At 69.8% G+C, this 16859-nt stretch carries 21 protein-coding genes and 1 pseudogene; 16 read left to right on the forward strand and 6 right to left on the reverse strand.

What is annotated here, in order from left to right:
- Positions 1-244 precede the first annotated feature (244 nt).
- Both ABD207_RS23430 and ABD207_RS23435 read left to right on the forward strand, forming a co-directional pair.
- Positions 245-382, forward strand: a complete 138-nt coding sequence (locus ABD207_RS23430; RefSeq protein WP_344015085.1) for a hypothetical protein — start codon at positions 245-247, stop codon at positions 380-382.
- A 353-nt stretch (positions 383-735) separates the two neighbouring features.
- Positions 736-1176 (forward strand): pyridoxamine 5'-phosphate oxidase family protein, encoded by a 441-nt coding sequence (locus ABD207_RS23435; RefSeq protein WP_344015086.1) that lies wholly within the window; start codon positions 736-738, stop codon positions 1174-1176.
- Positions 1177-1235: 59 nt separating this feature from the next.
- Here the strand turns inward: ABD207_RS23435 and ABD207_RS23440 are convergent, their stop codons facing one another.
- Positions 1236-1799 (reverse strand): ATP-binding protein, encoded by a 564-nt coding sequence (locus ABD207_RS23440; protein WP_344015087.1) that lies wholly within the window; start codon positions 1797-1799, stop codon positions 1236-1238.
- Positions 1800-2090: 291 nt separating this feature from the next.
- Here ABD207_RS23440 and ABD207_RS23445 point away from each other — a divergent pair, with 291 nt between their 5' ends.
- A complete protein-coding gene (locus tag ABD207_RS23445; RefSeq protein ID WP_344015088.1) occupies positions 2091-2666 on the forward strand; it encodes a nucleotidyltransferase domain-containing protein in 576 nt (191 codons plus the stop codon).
- On the opposite strand, the gene ABD207_RS23450 is transcribed toward ABD207_RS23445, so the two are convergent.
- The 3 genes from ABD207_RS23450 to ABD207_RS23460 are packed head-to-tail and all read right to left on the reverse strand — an operon-like array spanning position 2653 to position 5612.
- Positions 2653-3111 (reverse strand): PPC domain-containing DNA-binding protein, encoded by a 459-nt coding sequence (locus ABD207_RS23450; protein WP_030745675.1) that lies wholly within the window; start codon positions 3109-3111, stop codon positions 2653-2655. The two genes, ABD207_RS23445 and ABD207_RS23450, sit on opposite strands and share 14 nt — an antisense overlap.
- Positions 3112-3138: 27 nt before the next feature.
- Positions 3139-4140 (reverse strand): asparaginase, encoded by a 1002-nt coding sequence (locus tag ABD207_RS23455; RefSeq protein ID WP_344015089.1) that lies wholly within the window; start codon positions 4138-4140, stop codon positions 3139-3141.
- A 59-nt stretch (positions 4141-4199) separates the two neighbouring features.
- On the reverse strand, positions 4200-5612 hold the full coding sequence (locus ABD207_RS23460) for a helix-turn-helix domain-containing protein (protein WP_344015090.1): 1413 nt from the start codon (positions 5610-5612) through the stop codon (positions 4200-4202).
- A 306-nt stretch (positions 5613-5918) separates the two neighbouring features.
- Between ABD207_RS23460 and ABD207_RS23465 the strand changes: the two genes are divergently transcribed.
- From ABD207_RS23465 to ABD207_RS23500, 8 genes and pseudogenes are all read left to right on the forward strand, one after another.
- Positions 5919-6680 carry a hypothetical protein gene (locus ABD207_RS23465; protein ID WP_344015091.1) on the forward strand — a complete coding sequence of 254 codons (762 nt, stop codon included), beginning with the start codon at positions 5919-5921 and terminating at the stop codon, positions 6678-6680.
- Entirely contained in the window at positions 6677-7363 is a 687-nt protein-coding gene (locus ABD207_RS23470; protein ID WP_344015092.1) for a dTMP kinase, read from the forward strand. The genes ABD207_RS23465 and ABD207_RS23470 overlap by 4 nt, the downstream gene beginning before the upstream one ends.
- Entirely contained in the window at positions 7356-8225 is an 870-nt protein-coding gene (locus ABD207_RS23475) for an isocitrate lyase/phosphoenolpyruvate mutase family protein (RefSeq protein WP_344015094.1), read from the forward strand. The genes ABD207_RS23470 and ABD207_RS23475 overlap by 8 nt, the downstream gene beginning before the upstream one ends.
- The gene (locus ABD207_RS23480; protein ID WP_344015095.1) at positions 8216-8686 is read left to right on the forward strand and encodes an NUDIX domain-containing protein; all 471 of its coding nucleotides are present in this window, start codon (positions 8216-8218) and stop codon (positions 8684-8686) included. The genes ABD207_RS23475 and ABD207_RS23480 overlap by 10 nt, the downstream gene beginning before the upstream one ends.
- 5 nt (positions 8687-8691) lie before the next feature.
- Positions 8692-9357, forward strand: coding sequence for a TylF/MycF/NovP-related O-methyltransferase (locus tag ABD207_RS23485; protein ID WP_344015096.1), 666 nt, complete (start codon positions 8692-8694; stop codon positions 9355-9357).
- Positions 9354-10277: an NAD(P)-dependent oxidoreductase gene (locus ABD207_RS23490; RefSeq protein ID WP_344015097.1), complete on the forward strand. Its 924-nt coding sequence runs from the start codon at positions 9354-9356 to the stop codon at positions 10275-10277. Before ABD207_RS23485 ends, ABD207_RS23490 begins: the two co-directional genes overlap by 4 nt.
- A complete protein-coding gene (locus tag ABD207_RS23495; RefSeq protein ID WP_344015098.1) occupies positions 10274-11140 on the forward strand; it encodes a hypothetical protein in 867 nt (288 codons plus the stop codon). Before ABD207_RS23490 ends, ABD207_RS23495 begins: the two co-directional genes overlap by 4 nt.
- A 30-nt stretch (positions 11141-11170) precedes the next feature.
- Positions 11171-11659: pseudogene (locus ABD207_RS23500) on the forward strand (radical SAM protein); the annotation flags it as partial.
- A 56-nt stretch (positions 11660-11715) separates the two neighbouring features.
- Here the strand turns inward: ABD207_RS23500 and ABD207_RS23505 are convergent.
- A complete protein-coding gene (locus tag ABD207_RS23505; protein WP_344015100.1) occupies positions 11716-11907 on the reverse strand; it encodes a hypothetical protein in 192 nt (63 codons plus the stop codon).
- A 678-nt stretch (positions 11908-12585) separates the two neighbouring features.
- Between ABD207_RS23505 and ABD207_RS23510 the strand changes: the two genes are divergently transcribed.
- The 5 genes from ABD207_RS23510 (at position 12586) to tyrS (ending at position 16481) form a co-directional block, all read left to right on the forward strand.
- Entirely contained in the window at positions 12586-13029 is a 444-nt protein-coding gene (locus ABD207_RS23510) for a hypothetical protein (protein ID WP_344015101.1), read from the forward strand.
- Entirely contained in the window at positions 13026-13745 is a 720-nt protein-coding gene (locus ABD207_RS23515) for a 2OG-Fe(II) oxygenase (RefSeq protein WP_344015102.1), read from the forward strand. The genes ABD207_RS23510 and ABD207_RS23515 overlap by 4 nt, the downstream gene beginning before the upstream one ends.
- Positions 13746-13833: 88 nt before the next feature.
- Positions 13834-13995, forward strand: a complete 162-nt coding sequence (locus ABD207_RS23520; protein WP_344015103.1) for a hypothetical protein — start codon at positions 13834-13836, stop codon at positions 13993-13995.
- A 54-nt stretch (positions 13996-14049) separates the two neighbouring features.
- Entirely contained in the window at positions 14050-14940 is an 891-nt protein-coding gene (locus ABD207_RS23525; protein ID WP_344015104.1) for an aKG-HExxH-type peptide beta-hydroxylase, read from the forward strand.
- 137 nt (positions 14941-15077) lie between these two features.
- Positions 15078-16481: a tyrosine--tRNA ligase gene (tyrS, locus tag ABD207_RS23530; RefSeq protein WP_344015105.1), complete on the forward strand. Its 1404-nt coding sequence runs from the start codon at positions 15078-15080 to the stop codon at positions 16479-16481.
- 74 nt (positions 16482-16555) lie between these two features.
- Here tyrS and ABD207_RS23535 read toward each other — a convergent pair.
- Positions 16556-16859: hypothetical protein (locus tag ABD207_RS23535; RefSeq protein WP_344015106.1), on the reverse strand; the 304-nt coding region annotated here is incomplete at its 5' end.

Below are 16859 nucleotides of genomic sequence, written 5' to 3' on the forward strand. Positions count from 1 at the left end.
GGGCTTCCTCACCCAGCCCGGACGCGGCCGCTACCAGAAACGGACTTAACGCCCTCTGAGCGGTACGCCACCGCCCCAAGCGCCGACGGCTCACTCCGCCCTGCTCAGGCACCTTGTGTTCTGTCGCGTCGCGGTCAGTTCTTCCCGGCCACATGAGTAGTCCCCTTCGCATCGGCCGTGGATTGCTCCGACAAGAAGCCGGGCGAGGCCGCCCGCCCGTTTCGACCATGTCCAGTCCCGCTGCATGGCGCAGCCGAAAGTGATCTCAGGCATCGAGGGCAGTACATCGATCCAGGCCGCGAACGACCTGGTGGCGTGGACCACACGGTTGCGCGCCCAAGACTCCTCTGACGACGAAGTCACTGACGCGAACGAGCAATGACACGACGCAAGGTTCCCCGGGCAGGCATTGGAACTCATCGGACACTACGTGAAGCCCGCGGCTGGAAATCGCCCATCGAGTCGCCGCAACACTGGCCCACCAAATCGCACCAAATCCCCACACCTAACTATGGATCATGCTTTTGAACTGGCAGTTCTCACGAACGACGTGACCACGCCAAGCACCGCGAAAGGCGTCAGCTTCGTTACCGATCCGAGATTCTTTCCGCTCGAGCGAATATCCCGAATTGACTCATCTCGCGCCAAACCCTCCGGCTCAAGCGGCGAATGACAGAGTGTGGCCATGGCCACTCTCGGACAGTCGGGACATCAGTCGCGATTAGGCTTCCGGTCATGCATGCCGAGATACGCCGCAAGGGAACCGACTACCTGGAGTTCTGGAATGAGTACCACCTGTGCACTCTGACCACACTTCGGCCGGACGCCCGCCCACATGTCGTGCCCGTCGGGGTCACCGTGGACGCCGATGCCGGTATCGCTCGGGTTATCACTCGCAAATCAAGCAGGAAAGTCGCCAACATCCAGGCAGCGCTCCCCGGTAAGGCGCGGGTCGCCGTATGCCAAGTGGACGGAGGACGCTGGGCGACGCTGGAGGGCACGGCCGAAGTACGCACGGACGCGATCACCGTGGACGATGCTGTGGCGCGCTACGGAAAGCGGTACGGGCGAACGCCGGCTCCGGACCCGGAACGTGTGGTCATCGAGATCACGATCGACCGAGCCATGGGCCATGTCGATGTGCCCAAGCCCAAGGTCGCGAACGCCGCAGCGTAGGGGTCAAGCTGCTTTCTGAGCCGTAGGCGGCGCGGATGTGGCCGGCGCAGCTCGCTCCATCAGGTCTGGCTGCCGCGAGTTGCCACTGACCCCGAAGCCGTGGCCAGCACGACCCAGGCGGCTTTGGTCCCGCAGTCCGTCACGTGGAACCCCCACTGCCCCTGAGCCAACTCGTTCACAATGCGCAGGCCCCGTCCGCTCTCAGTGAGCAGTCCACTTCCGTTCTCCGGCGTGGCGGCTTCCCGCGAGGGCGCGGCAGCCAGGTAGAGGTCCGCGGGGACGACAGGATCCCCGTCGTGGATCTCACAGATGTACCTTCCGGCAGCCCGGCTCAGGTACACCTCGTACGGGCCGCGCGCGTGCTCGTGCGCGTTCGCCACGAGCTCCGAGACGGCCAGGACTCCGTCGCTGATGACGTCTCCTGGCAGGCCCAGGTCCTTGAGGACACGTCGCAGAACCGTGCGGGCTTCGCCGGTCGGGTTGATGGTGTGGTCGGTCCAGCGGTACACGAGGCCGAGAGCGGCGGACGGCGCGCTGATCATCGGGCGGCGGACCTCCTGTGGGTGATGTCGGTGGCCGTCTCCCGGGGCTGCGACGTGGTCGCGGAAGCGCGGCAGGTACACCGCTGAGAGGCGTACGGCCGCAAGAAGCACCGGCTCCGGGCGTGCGGCCCCGGGAGGATCGTGGCTCAAGCACTGGCCACGAGGCCGGTCGCGAGTCACGCGCTCAACGATGGCCGCTGGTGGCCCTGATGCTCATGGGCGTTTATGAGCGCGGGGCGAGCGAGCGACATGGCGCTCCAGCGAGACCGGCGACCCGCCGCCGGCCTTCGTTTCCGCCCGCCCGGTCACTGGGAGTATGGGCGGGTGAGTGCTGACGTGTTGGGACGCTGGGTACCGGAACGTCCCGAAGATGTGGCCGAGGTCTTCGCCAAGGCGGACTTCCCGTGGTGGATCGCCGGTGGCTACGCGATCGAACTCGCGGTCGGCCGCGAGCTGCGCGCACACGGCGATCTCGACGTCCTCGTCCTCCGGCGCGACCAGGCCCTCGTGCGTCAACTGCTGGCCGACTGGGACCTGTACGTGGCGGACCCGCCCGGCCAGGGACAGCTTCGACCGTGGCGTCCTAGAGAGATCCTTCGGCCGCCGCTCCACGACATCTGGTGCCGCCGCACTCCGAATGCGCCCTGGTCCGTGCAGCTCATGCTGGACGAGGCCGAGGGCACCCAGTGGGTCTCGCGGCGCACCCCGGAGATCCGGCTCCCGATCAACCGACTCGGGCGGACGAGCGAGACGGGCATCCCGTATCTCGCGCCCGAGGTCCAGCTCTTCTACAAGGCCAAGGCGACCCGGGACAAAGACGAGACCGACTTCGAAGCTGTGCTGCCGCTGCTCGACGCTCCGGCACGCGCCTGGCTGGCGAACGCGATCAACGTGATCGCGCCCGACCACCCCTGGCTTCGCCGACTCCTTCCGGTCAGCCGAACGTGAGCAGCGGAACGTCGTAGAGGTCGGGGTTCCGGGGCCGGGTCATCGTGGGCGACGTGACCTCCACGACCATCAGCTCGCTGAGGAACTGGACCTTGGCACTGAGGAGGTGGCTCGTCCTGCCGTCGGCCGACTGGGCCTTAAGGCCGGCGGAGACGTGGATGTGCGGGAGTATCCCGCCGGTGGCCGGGTCGTGGGCGAGGGTGCCAGCGCCGAACGCCTCGACATTGGTGACGTACGTCTTCGCCCAGACCGGTGCATCCGGGTCCGCGAGCTTCTCGCAGGCACCCACGATCTCGGCCTCCGCGAAGGCTCCGATGAACGAGGGGATGTAGCCCTGCCGTACGCCGTTGTCACGGCAGAAGGTGGACAACGCCTCGAAGAAGTCCTCCCCGTGGTCGAAGGTGACGCCAAAGGTACGGCCGACGGTCAGCTCGTGAGCACGCATGTGCGGGTGTCTCCTGATGAGGTGGGATCAGCGGGCGGAGGCGGTGGTGAAGATCTCGCGGACCGTCGCTCCGTCGGCGCCCTGGGCGAGCAGGGCGTGCAGGAGGAGCCGCGCCTGGTAGGGGCCGAGGTCTCCGGCGCCGATGAGCCCTCGTCCGAGGAGGTCCTTCTCGGAGCCGGGGAAGCCGTACGTGTCGGACAGGACGGGCCCGTTGCCGATGCGGGAGGCGAGGACCACGGGGATGCGGGACGCGAGCTTGGTGAGCCCTTCGACGAGGCGCTCCGGGACGTGGCCGACGCCGAAGGCCGCGACCACGAGTCCGTCGCAGTTGCCGTCCCACAAATCGAGCAGAGTGCCGTCGTCGCCGAGGGTGACGGTGTAGAGCCCGACGCGCGCCTCGCGAGTGGGGGCGCCGACGAGCGGTCGGCGGCGAGGCAGGCCGCCGACCATCCGCACCCGGTTCTCCGCGACCCGCGCGATCGGGCCGCATGCCGGTGAGGTGAAGGCGGCGGGACTGGTGGTGTGGGACTTACGGACGGTCCGGGCCGAGTGGACCTCGTCGCCGAGAACGACGAGGCAGCCGGCGCCGCTGAGTCCGGGATCGGCGGCGGTCAGGACGGCGGCGTGGAGGTTGGCCGGGCCGTCGGCGCCGGGCAGGGTGGGGTTGCGCATAGCGCCGGTGACGACGACTGGCTGCTCGTGGCCGTGGTAGAGATCGAGGAGGAAGGCCGTCTCCTCGATGGTGTCAGTGCCCTGCGTGATGACGACACCATCGACGTCACCGGCATCCAACTCCGCCGCGATCGCGGCCGACAGTGCGGTGAGGTCCTCGAAGGTCAGGGAGGCGCCGGGCAGACGTCGGAAGTCCCGCACCTTGAGGCCGACGCCGCTCGTGGCCAGGGCGGGCACTGCGGCGAGGAGTTCGTGGGCCGAGAGCGCGGGTACGACGCCTCCGGTGGCGGGATCCGTGGTCATGGCGATCGTGCCGCCGAGGGAGAAGACCGCCACGTTCCTGACCGACTCCGTCATATCCCCTGCTCCCCTGTCCGGACGCCGCCGAGCGCGGCCTCACGAGTGGTTCACGCAGGCTATCGGGTCGGCGCCGTCCGGGTACGCGGAATGATCACCAGCTGCTCGGCCACGAACCGGCAGGCGGCCTCCAGCCCTTCGAGGCCGAGCAACCGGCTGCGTGGCCGGGCCAGCCGCTCCGTACCGGCCGCCGACAACTGTGCGCACCGTCGCCCGAGCCAGGAGGCGTCGAGGCCGAGGTACTCCGCGGTCGCCGCCAAGCGCTGTCCGGCCTGTTCGGCCGCCGTGGCCGAGTGGTGGCTGACGTGGCCCGTCACATCGGCGAACGTCCGCAGGGCTCCCGGCCGCGCGGTGACCGCGAGGTGGGAGGCCCCCTCGGTCCGTACCCATGTGGCGATGACGGCCCGGCGCCCCGGGGAGAGGGCGAAACCGTCGGTGTGAGCGAAGCCTCCGTCGTCGGTCACCCAGGTGCGGATGCCGAAGGACTCCATGAGCGCGATGGCGAGGAAGAGCAGAACGCGCTCGTACGCAGGCGAGGAGGCGACAGCAGACTCGGGGACGCAGAACCCCCGGCCTCTCGTACAACCCGGACGCCTGGGCGCCATTCGTTCCAGGTACTGGTACTTGTGCCGGAAGAACAGCCAGGTGGCGGCTTCCTCACCGCGCTGTTCCCTGGTCCAGAAGACGGGTGCGTCGCCCAGGTGGTCACGGTGGCCCAGGATGTACCGGGCCGCGGTCTCCGAGCCGATCAGCATCCGGGAGACTTCGGTCAGACCGTGGTCGGAGGCGAGAAGTGAGCCTGGGGAAGCGGTGAGCGACGCTAGCGAGTTGTACAGGACTTCGTCATCGCCGAGGAGTGCCACCTCGAAACCAGACACGGCCCACAGGATGCCGTAGGTCAGATCATCCAGTTCGTACGCGGCGGGGATGTCGACCGGGTCGGAGGCGGTGGCGCGTACGCCGCTCGGTCGGGCGTCGGTGACGAACTGTCGGACCGCCCCGTCCACCGTGCGGTTCGCGACGACGAGCGCGCGCATCGGCATGGTGCGCCAGGCATCCAGCTCCGGGCGGGAGTCGAGTCTCAGGCTGTCCCCGAGGAAGGAGGCCGCGGGAAGGGTCAGTACAGGAAGCGCCGTCGTCGAGACGGACCGGCCGGCGGGTAACAGAAGCTGGCCCGGCCCTTCGGGCAGCGCCGCGTACCCACGGGCTCCGGTGTCCCCCGTTCCCTGTCGTCCCGTGGAGCCCGGGGTGTGCGGATCGGCCGTGGGCAGGAGCCCGAGCAGTTCCTCCGGGACTCCCAGCGCATCGGTCCACTGGACGAACTGCCGTCGGTCGCGGATCTGTTTGAGCCCTCGCTCCAGTCTGCTGACCTCGGCCTGGTCGATGCTGACCATCCGCGCCACGCCGGCCTGGGAGAGGCCCGTGTGCTTCCTGAACAGCTTGACGACGGTGCCGAGTTCCCATGCGGCCACCGCTCGCCGGACCGTCGGATCACGCCAGAAGGCCGGGTCGGCCCGTCGGGCGGCCGGCCCGTCCTGGCACGAGGCGCATCGTGTGCCGGCGTTGAAGCGACTGAGAAGGGCACCGCAGCGCGTACACCGCCGCTGTCCGCTGTCGACCATGGTCGGCATTGTCCCTCGCTCTGCGATCACCCGGACACGTTCCGCTGATGGGGCTCATAAACACTCATAGGCGTGGGCCTTCGTGGCGGCCATCGTGGTGGAGCACCGCCGACCGGAGCCGCGTGCCGCGACTCCCCGGACGTGAGGATCCGACCTGTGACCTCCTTGACCCTGCCACCCCGGCCCCCCGGTTCGCCGCCTCTCGCCCATGCCTGGCAGACGCTGGCGGACGGGCTGCTGACCCAGCGTCTTCATCTCCATCTCGACGAATGGCGGGCTGCGGTCGCCGAGGAGAAGGCGCTGCCGGACGTGCCGAGCGCCGATGTCTCCGTGCTGGCCCAACGCCCATCTCCGCTGCCGGCAGGCGACGAGTCCGCGATGGCGCTGCTGGAGGACGCCGGGCTCGGCTTCTGGTGGGAGCTGCCTCAGCGGCACGGGGCGGAGTCGCGGAACCCGCGCGGGGCGCTTCACCGCGCCGCCGACACCGCTGCCCAGAGCCTCCTCGCGGAGCAGCCCGGGGCGGCCTGGTCCGACGCCGTGACCGCCGTCAGCGCCGCCGCCGGTTGGTGGGTGGGCTTCTTCGCGGTCATCCGCCACCGCGGGGTGCACCACATCACGCTGGAGCCGCACCCGGGCCCGCTCCATGAGCAGGCCCTGGGCACCGCGGTCAGCGTCGTGGCCCACGGCATGGCCACGCGGGTGCTGGAGGCAGCGCTGCGTAACTCCGTCGACGACCCGGCCCTCCGCGCCGCGTACTGCCGGGCCATCGAGGCCGGCATCTGCGACGAGCCCGACCTACCCCGCCTCATCGACGAGTTGGCGGAGCTGCGGCTGGTGGACCTGGTGTCCACCACGGCCCGCTGGCGGGGCCGCTTCACCAAGTACGCCGGCGGCACGGGGGCGGGGCAGGTCGAATGAACCACCGCTATCCGTTCATCGTCATCGAGGGGCTCGACGGCACCGGCAAGACGACGCTGCGCAAGGGCCTGTTCCGGCTCTGGGAGGGGCTCTACGGAGTCACCCCGCTGTGCGTGCTCACCACCAACTTCCTCGCCGCCGACCAGGCCGCCGCCATCGTCACGGGCAAGTACCAGCCGAACGCCGGGAACCGTGACGCCTACCTGTCCGCGATCGCGGCGGACAAGCGGGCCACGCTGGATCGCCTCGTGCTCCCCCAGCGACCGGCCCGGCCCGTGATCGCGGATCGCTGGCTGCTCAGCGAGCTGGCCTTCTTCGCCGTAAAGCACGGCATGAGGGCGTCGGAGACGTACGAGACGCTGGCCGCGCACCTCACCGTGGCCCCCGATCTCACGCTCGTCCTGGACCTGGAGACCGACGCCTCGATGAGCCGGGCGCAGGCCCGCCAAGGTGACGCCGTCCGGGCCGACTGGGACGTGCACGACGTCCAGAGCCGGGTTCGCGAGACCTACGAGGCCGTGGTCACGAAGCCCGACGCGTTCCCGCTCCTCGGCGACGTGGTCCGCCTGGACGCCCGCCGGCCCCGGTCCGAGGTGCTGCTCGCCGCCTGGGACGTACTGCGCGAACGGCAGCTGGTGCCGTCGCTCGCCGCCCACGCGGAAGGAGGAGAGACCCATGGCTGACGACACGAAGGCGACGCGTCTGCGTGAGACCCTCGACGACAGCGAGCGGAAGCACCCGCTCCTGGCGATCGGTGCGGTAAACGCACTCGCCGCGCACGTCGCGGCGGAGGCGGGCTTCGACGCCCTGTGGGTGAGCGGTCTGGAGGTGTCCGCGGCCTCCGGGCTGCCGGACGCCAACGTCCTGGGCCCCCGGGACCTGTCCGACGTGGTCGCCTCGCTCGGCCGTGTCACCGAGCTGCCCGTCATCGTGGACATCGACAACGCGGGCGGCTCGGGGCGCACGGCGGAGCGGTTCGCGTACGACCTGATGCGCGCCGGAGCCGCGGCAGTGTGTGTCGAGGACAGCGCGTACCCCAAGTGCAACAGCTTCGCGGCCCACCGTGCCCAGAGCCTCGCCGACCGGGACCTGCTGTGCGAGCAGGTGGGGCGCATACGGAAGCTCGCCGGTGACGGCCTCGTGGTCGTGGCCCGCACCGAGGCCCTGATCGCCGACGAGGACATGCCCGCGGCGATCGCCCGCGCCGAGGCGTACGCCGAGGCCGGAGCGGATGCGATCCTCATCCACTCCAAGGACGCGACCGGTGATCAGGCTCGGGCCATCGGACGTGCGTGGAACCACGGCGTGCCGCTGGTCAGCGTGCCCACGGCGTTCCCCGACCTGAGCGCCGCCGAGCTCGGCGAGGCCGGCTTCCGCCTCTGCATATACGCGAACCAGCTCAGCCGTGCCGCCCTCGCGGGTATGCGCACCGCCGCCCGTCAGTTCCGGCGCGGAGGGAGCTTCCGCTCCACCGTCGCGGGGTCTCTGGCGGAGGTCGGCGACCTGATGCGCGTCGGCGAGCCGGAGGCGCTGTCGTGCCTCTGACGCCCGAACTGCCTCGGATCAGTGTCTCCGTGAAGGCGGCGATCGTGCGCGACGGCGCCGTCCTGCTGCTGTCGTACGACGACGAGGCCGGGTTCCACTACAACCTCCCGGGCGGCAAGGCCCAGGTCGGCGAGGACCTGCACCAGGCCGTGAACCGCAAGGTCGCGCAGGAGACCGGCCTGCAGGTCGTGGCCCGGCGTCTGCTGTGCGTCGTCGAGTACGTCCCCGAGTCGTGGCAGGGCGAGTTCGGGGACGTACAGAAGGTTCAGTTCAACTTCCTCGCGGAGCAGGTGGACGATGCCGAGCCGCGTATGTCGGAACCGCCGGATCCCATCCAGGTGGGCTTCGAGTGGGTTCCGCTGGAACGTCTGGGCGACGTGTACCTGCTGCCCCGGATCAACCGCCCGCTGTCGGCGGCGTTGAGCGGGGAACTCGCCGACCCCTTCGTGGACAGGTGGTGACCTTCATGGATCCGACGTTGAAGGATCTGCGGGAGTGGCTGCTGCGGGAGCACTCCGGAACGGTCTGTGCCGACCGGCTCCGGGTGATCGCCGACGAGCTGGCCAACCTGACCGTCCGCGGCGTGCCGGGTGCCGTGGTGGAACTCGGCTGCTACAGGGGCGCGATGGCCCTCTGGATCCGTAGCGTGCTCGACTCGCTGGGCGACCGCGACCGCGAGATCCACGTCTACGACTCCTTCCAGGGCATGCCCGCGCCCGGCGCCGAGGACTCGGACCATCTGGCGGCGGGCGAGCTCCGGTCATCCCCGGACGACGTGCGAGCCACGCACGCGGCCTGGGGCAGGCCGACGCCGGTCATCCACCCGGGATGGTTCGACGAGACCCTTCCCAAGGAGCTGCCCGACGAGATCGCGTTCGCCTACCTGGACGGCGACTTCTACGACTCGACCCTCACGGGACTCACGCACTGCGTCACCCGCCTGATGCCGACGGGGGTGCTGCTCGTCGACGACTATGCGGACACGGCGGTCAATCCACGGGCCTGGGACGGGCTCCCGGGGGTGAAGCGCGCCTGCGACGCGTACTTCGGCGAGTCGTCGCCCGTGACCGTCGTCGTCGGCGATGGTGATCTCGCGTTCGGCCGGTACGAGAAGCCGAGGACCCTCGGATGAGCGCAGTCCTCGTGGTGCGCGGAGCGGCGGATGCGGGTGCGATCCGCCGCGCGCTGCCCGGCGTTCTCGTGCACGACTTACTGGACCTGAACTCGCCCCTGCCCTCCGACACGGCCGTGGTCGTCCTGCGTTCCGGCGTCCGACTCGGCGAGCGGGAGCTCGACGCACTGCCCCGCCTGCGGCACGTCGTACGGACCGGCTCCGGCATCGACCACATCGACGTAAGCGCCCTCCAACGCCGTGTCATCACGCTGCACCGCAACGCCGAGGCTGGCGCGGGCGCCGTGGGAGAGTGGGTCCTCGCCGCTGCCCTCGCCCTGGCCCGGCGGATCCCCTTGGGGCAGCACGCGCTCATGCTCGGCCGCCACGAGAAGGCGGCGTGCATGGGTATCTCACTCGGCACCCTCGCCGCGGGCGTCTGGGGCGCGGGTCCGGTGGGGCTGGCCGCCGAGTGGGCCCTCGCTCCCTACGTTGACCGCACGGCCTTCGCCACGTGGCCGTCGAACCCTCCCGGTTTACGTGAGCTGTCGCAGACAGCGCTCATGGAGCAGTCGCAGGTGCACGTGATCGCTCTGCCGCTGCGCCCCACGACCGAGCATCTCATCGGCGAGGACTTCCTCGCACGCGTCGCTCCGCAGCGCCCTCTGCTGATCTGCGCAGGGCGTCTGGAGACCCTCGACGTCACCGCCTGCCTGCGGGCACTGGCGGACGGGAGGCTCTCGGGCCTCGCCCTCGATCCGGTCGAGCGGGAGCACCTGCCGCTCCTCACTGGCTCCAAGACGCCGCTCAACCTCCTGGCATCGCCCCACATCGGCGCCCAACGGGCGGACGTGCGCGGCGCGCTCGACCGATGGGCCATTGATCTCCTCAGGGAGATCACCGCCGACGACAAGATCCTGATCGAAGGAGGCCACCGGTGAACCCATCGGCACAGCTGCGGCGGGAGATCGCTGACAGAGTCGCCCGGGAACTTCTCGTCTCCGGCCTGGCTCGTGAGGTCTGGCTGGAGGGAGCGCTCGCCTGCGGCTTCGCCCACGCGGCCAGCGACATCGACCTGCGCGGCATCGTGGACGGCGACCCTCCGGCATGGGAGTCGCGCATCGTGGACGGCGTCCGTGTCGACCTCCAGTCGGCGGCGCCGCAGCGGGCGGAGGAACTCCGTCATCTGCTCCGCTTCTTCGACGTCCGCCGCGACGACCTCGGATCGTTCCGCCGGGTACGGGCCTCGATGCACGACCTCATGTGTCTGCGCACCGCTCTCTCGTACGGCTCCGGACGTTGGGATCCGGTGCTCGATCCCGGGGAGCGCCAGGGCTACCGACGCTGGGCGGTCGCCGACCAGGCCGAGGTCGCGGCGAGTCTCGCCGAGGACCTGACCGGCCTCGTCGAGGACGGCCTGGTCGAATCGGCCGGCGTCGTGTGCCGGAAGCTGGAGATCTGCCTCACCGCGCTCGAGTGCGCGGCGGCCGGCCATCCGGTCCTGGGCGACAAGTGGCTGCCGCTGCTTGCCGACGCTCCGTTCGGTCCGCCGATCCACCCGGCCCGCGCGGAGACGTGGGAGTGGTTCCGTCCGGTTCAGCGACGCGTGGCCAGAGCGCTCCTGGACTGCTGGCCCGTCGACGACCCGCTGCAGAAGCCTCCCAACCTGGCTGCCCCCGACGCCGGCTGGCTACCCCAGCGGTACGCCGACGGGTGGTTCCTTCGCCGCGGCGACGTCCACATCCCCATCACCGGCGGACAGCTTCTCGGGTGGCTGTCCACGGTCTCCACCGATGGCGCGTAGACCGCGCCTCTCCTCCTCAGGAGTCCTCTGATGCCCGTCACCCGCACCGCCCCCGTCGACCTGGAGAGTCTCTACGCCCCGCTGTCGAACACCGGGCCGGACACGGCCGTCTCCGTCATCCTCAAGCTCCGCGGGGAGACCTGCGACATCGACTGTCTGTACTGCTTCGAGAAGCGCAAGGAGTCACCGGGCGGCGCCCGGATCAGCGCCGCACAGGTCCACCGCCTCGGTTCGATCTTCTCCGGGCGTCCGCTCAGCGTCGAACTCCACGGCGGGGAGCCCCTGACCGCCGGCCGGGAACGGATCGCGGAGATCCTGGACGCGCTCGCCGCACAGCCGAGCGTCATCCGCGTGAGCCTCCAGACCAACGGCCTCCAGCTCGACGACGCCTGGTTGGACCTGTTCGAGCGGCACTGTCCGGAGCTGGAGATCGGCATCTCCCTCGACGGGGACGCGCTCGGGAACTCGTGGCGCGTGGGTTACGACGGCCGCCCCACGTACCCCCGAGTGGTCGAAGCCCTGGAACTCCTCGGCCGTCGGGAACGCCGCGTCGGCGTCATCTGCGCCGTCACCCCCTACGTCCTCGGCCGGGCCTCCGAGGTCATGGAGCACCTCGCCTCCTTCCCCGCCGTGACGACGGTCAGCCTGGTGCCGTGCTTCGACGCCGCGGTCACCCGGTCGACCACGGTGGCCGGATCCCGTACGCCGACCAGCCGGGCACTCCAGCGACGGGCCATCGGCCCCACCGGCCCGGCCTGGGCCGTCACACCTCGTCAGTACGCCGACTTCGTGCTGGAGGCCGCCCACCACTGGGTCGCCGACGGCCTCTTCCGCCGCGTCAAGCTGGAGCCCGTCGTCTCCGTCATCCGCCGCCTCAGGGGTCTACAAACCCGTTCCTGTCACTTCTCCGACCTGAAGTGCGACCACGTCCTCACCCTCTATCCCGACGACCGCCTGGGAAGCTGTGACGAGCTGCCCTGGCCGCAGGCCGGCCTCGCCTCCCTCGGCGACGTCCACACCGAGGCGGACGTGGCCAGTGCCCAGGGCGGCTCTCGCTTGCTTCAGCAGGCACGCTCCCTGGTCACGAAGTGCACGACCTGCGACTACCGCGACACCTGCGGCGCGGGCTGCCCGGCGGTCCGCCTCCGCTTCGCCGCCGCGGGCGACGAGGACGCGTACTGCGATCACCGCATACGCCTGATCGACGGCGTCTCCGCCCTCCTCACCCAACCGGACCTCCCGCCCGGTGCCTCATGTTCCCGGTTGCGCTGGCGCCCCGTCCGCCCCAACAACATGCACCACGTCTCCGCCTTCCTGGCCCGCTGGGACGACCCCACTGTTCCCCGCTCGCCCGCGCGTCTCCAGGTCAGCGCCAACGGGAACATCAACACGGTCGGCCTCCCCGGCGTGCACGAGGCAGACGATCTCGACCCCCACCATCCCCAGTGGTACGAGGCATCGAGCCCGGCATCCGCCCGGTCGTCGACGTGCTCACCTCAGGCTGGAACACCGTCACCTATGACAGCTGCCAGGGCCACGCCTACGCCGACCTCCCCGGAGACGAGCCCCGGTTCCTCTCGGTCGGCATCCTGCCGCGCGACCGCGCCGAGTACGCGCGTACAGCGGTCCGCCTGTGCCGTGCCGCCAGCCGAGCCGAGTCCTCCCTGCCCGGGGCGTATTCGCTGGTCCTCGGTCGCAGCGAACTCACGTGCCGCACCACCGGCCGGATCTATCCGACGCTCGACCTCCATCTCGTGCCCGCTGCCGGCACCACGTCAGCCGAGTACTTCGAGAACCTCGCCCAAGCGGTGCACGTACTCACGGTGGCCCTGGCCGAAGCCGCCTCTGTCCCGCCCTCCAGCCCCTGCGCGTGCGGAGGCGAGCAATGATCCACATCGCCGAGACTCTGTCCATCCGTACTGTGGAGGGCTTCCTCAAGCCGGACGAGATCGAGCGACTCAACCTCGTCATGGACGACACGCTCGGCCCCCTCCGGCGCGACCGGTACGGCACGGCCCGCCGCACCACCATCCACGAGATCCCCGGTCACTCCCCCGCCGAGGCGCAGGACGTCTACGAGCCGGCCGGCCGGATCGAGATGACCGACATCCCATACGAGGCGACCACCCTCCTCGACCAGGCCCTGAAGCTCCACATGGCCGCGATCACGCGCACGCTGCCGTCGGTCACCGGCCACCGGCCGTGGATCTACCTCGAATACGGCGCTGGCCAGTACATCACCGCACATGCCGACGGTATCGCCCCCGATCCCCTCACCCGTCCCCGCCAGATCGCCGCCGCGACGGTCACGCTCACGGACATCCAGAACACCGGCGGGGCGTTCTACGTGGAGACCACCGGCAGCGACGCTGTCTGGTCCGCCGACGAGGCACCGGCCGGATCGGGTTACGCCCCGGGGATGCCCTTCGCACACGACGGGACGGACATGTCCTCCCCCTGGTTCCGCACCATGCCCCGCACTCGATGGAGCGTGGCACCCGCTCCCGGCACGCTCGTGGTCTTCGGCAGCCAGCTCGTCCATGGCACCGAACCTGTCCGCGCCGGCCGTGTTCGCAAGTTCCTCACGCTCTTCGTCTCCGAGTAGGAGGCTTCGCCGCCATGACCGGCCCCCGCGGCCCGCCCCGCAGCCACCCTCCCCAACCCACGGCCCCGACCAGAGGAGAGAGCGAGCAGTGGCAGAAGACAAGACGTTCGACGAGTTCCTGGAGGCAGTCGCGACCCTGCGCGACAGCGACACCGTGCGCACCACCGCGCACACCTCCAACGCGGCCACCGAGACCTGGCTGGCCACCACGGTGCAGCACGACGCCGCTGAGCCCACCACCGAGTCCTGACCCGCCACGGGGCCGGGCCCGCGGTCCGGCCCCGTTCCACCCCCGGAGCCCCAGATGAGCGCTCTCTCCCCGGAAGCCCTGGTCGCCCTTGGTGGCATCGCCGAACACCAGCGTCTACGGACCAGCCGTATCGCATCCGTACTCGGCAACCGCCTCGGCTCGTCCGCCCTCGACTCCGCCGTGGCCCACCACCTGCTCGAAGGCGCCGAACACGCGGCGCGCGCCCGGGACGCGGACCGCCTCGCCTGGTACCGCCGTACGACGGTGCGAGACCTGACCCGCCTGTCGGCCGGCCCGCACATCGTGCTCAACCCGCGCACCGCGGACCTGCTCCGCTCGGAGATCTCCGAAACCGCGTACTACCTCGTCGGCCCCGACACCAGCCCCGCCCCGCCCGAGGCCCTTGGCCTCGTTCATGCCGCCATCGCCTCCGCGACCGAGCACGGCTTCGGGACCCTGCTCACCCAGCACGCCCCCGTCATCTGCCTGCTCAACCGTCGCCGACTCGACGAGACCCTCCACAGCTGGGCCCTCACCCGCCTCCCGGACACCGTCTTCACCGACTACACCGCCCACCCCGAGGTCCTGGCCCGCGACCTGATCCACGAGGCCGCCCACAACTGGCTCAACGACGCCTTGGCCGCGTACGACGTGAGCCTCCCCGCCGACGTCACCTTCTTCTCCCCCTGGCGGGGAACTCCTCGTCCCGTATACGGCTTCCTGCACGCCTGCTGGGCCTTCTCCCTCACCGTGCTGTACGCACGGCAGGCCCGCCGCGACGCCACGGGTGCTGTGGTCCCCTTCCTCGACGCGCATCTGCGCCAGCAGGAGAGCCAGTTCGCCTCCGCACTCGATTCGCTGGCTGAGGCACTCTCATACGTCTCCGCTGACGCGCTCCGTGATCGCGTCAGCCATGCCGTGAGCAAGGCCGTCGAATCGGCGTAACCCGGGGGCTATCCGAGCACTCCCACCCCTGACGGCGCCGTAACAAGGATGCGAACGGAGTTCCTGATCAATAGAATCGCCCCTTCAAATCCCATACGTATTAGGCCAGTTGTCCGACGCAGGAGCGTATAGGCGCCATGCGCCGTTTGAGTGAGTCCGTCACCCGTGTCATGCACATCCTCGATGGAGCGGACCTGGGTGCGGACTATACGGTCGCGCAGTTGCTCAGCGAGACAACAGCACGGCGCACTCTGGACCTCTCCGACCTCTCCCCCCAGGAGCAGGCCGCCCTGGTCGAGGGACGCGGGAATCACCTGATTCCCTCGGCCGCGGTGCTCGCCGAGAAGATCGAAGCCGCGCAGGCGCCGGGACGTCCGTTCGTCGTCAAGTACGGCATCGACCCGACGTCGCCTGATGTACACCTCGGCCACGCGGTGCCGATCATCATCGCCAGCCGGTTCCAGCGGATGGGCCACCACGTCGTGTTCATCATCGGCGACGTCACGGCCAAGATCGGCGACCCGTCGGGACGCTCCTCGGAGCGACCGCCCCTCACCGACGAGGACATCGCCCGCAACCTGAGCGGCTACCAGCAGCAGGTCACGCCGTTCATCGACTTCGAGCGTGCCGACCTGCGCTTCAACGGCGAGTGGCTGAACAAGGTCACCCTGCCGGAGCTCGTCGGAGTCCTCGCCCGGGTGCCGGTCTCCATGTCGCTCCAACGCGAGGACTTCCGCACCCGGCTCGCCGAGGGCCACGGGCTGTCCGTCGCCGAGTTCGTCTACTCCGTCGTCATGGCGTGGGACTCGGTGGCCATCGACGCCGACGTCGAACTCGGCGGCGTGGACCAGCTGCTGAACCTCCAGATGTGCCGCAAGGTCACGGAGATCTCGGACCAGACCCCCGAGGTCGTCATCACCACCCCGCTCATCGAGGGCACCGACGGCACGGGCACCAAGATGAGCAAGAGCAAGGGCAACTACGTGGGCCTGACGGCCTCGCCGGACGAGGTCTACGGCCGGCTGATGTCCATCCCCGACCACCTGACCGAGCCGTGCCTTCAGCTGCTCACCGAGTGGACGGACGACGAGATCCGCGTGGTCACCAAGCGCCTGGAGGAGGGAACCGCGCACCCGATGGCGGTCAAACGCATCCTCGCCGGCGACGTGGTGGCCGCTCTCCACGGTCTGGACGCTGTTGCCGCCGCCCGCGCGGAGTTCACGGCGCGCTTCTCCAAGCGCTCCTTCGGGGACACCCAGAACCTCCCCGTCGTCTCCCTGAAGGACCACGCCGAGGACACGCTCGGGGCACTGATCAGCCGCACGCTGCACTTCGCGCCCAGCATCTCCGCCGTGCGCCGCGTGGCCCAGCAGAACGGTCTCCGCCTCATCCGCGAGTCAGACGGAGACCAGCAGATCACGCAGCTCACGGAGGCTTCTGCTCAGCAGACGCTCGACGCGGTCGTGAGCGAGGTCGGGGCGCTCGACGGCGCCGAGCTGTACCTCAAGGTCGGCCGTAAGGTCGCCCGCATCGACGCCTGAGACTGGGACCCCACGCCGATCCACCCGTGTGGGTCGGTGCATCACAGGCGTACGGCGCGAGCTGCGCCCAGCCACTAAGGAAGCAGCTGGAGCCGCCTGAAGATGCGTCGGAGGACGAACGCAGGGATCAGGCGTCGGAGCCCGAAGCGGTAGCCAAGGGCGCGCTCCATCGTGGTGACGATGTGCTGTTGGTTCCCCACCCCGAAGCCGCCCAGGTTCATCTCGGCGGCGGCGGTGACGGGTGTGGCGTTCCAGGCATCGCTGCAAGCCTGCTTGAAGGCGGCGTCGAGGTTGGTGAGGCAGTTGTCGAATACTTCACTGGGCGGTGTGCATCGTGAAAACTGCACGTCGGGTGGGCTGGTGTGCGTAGGTGTCGGG

Source organism: Streptomyces thermospinosisporus (genome assembly GCF_039526425.1).
GTDB classification, from domain to species: Bacteria; Actinomycetota; Actinomycetes; order Streptomycetales; family Streptomycetaceae; genus Streptomyces; species Streptomyces thermocarboxydovorans.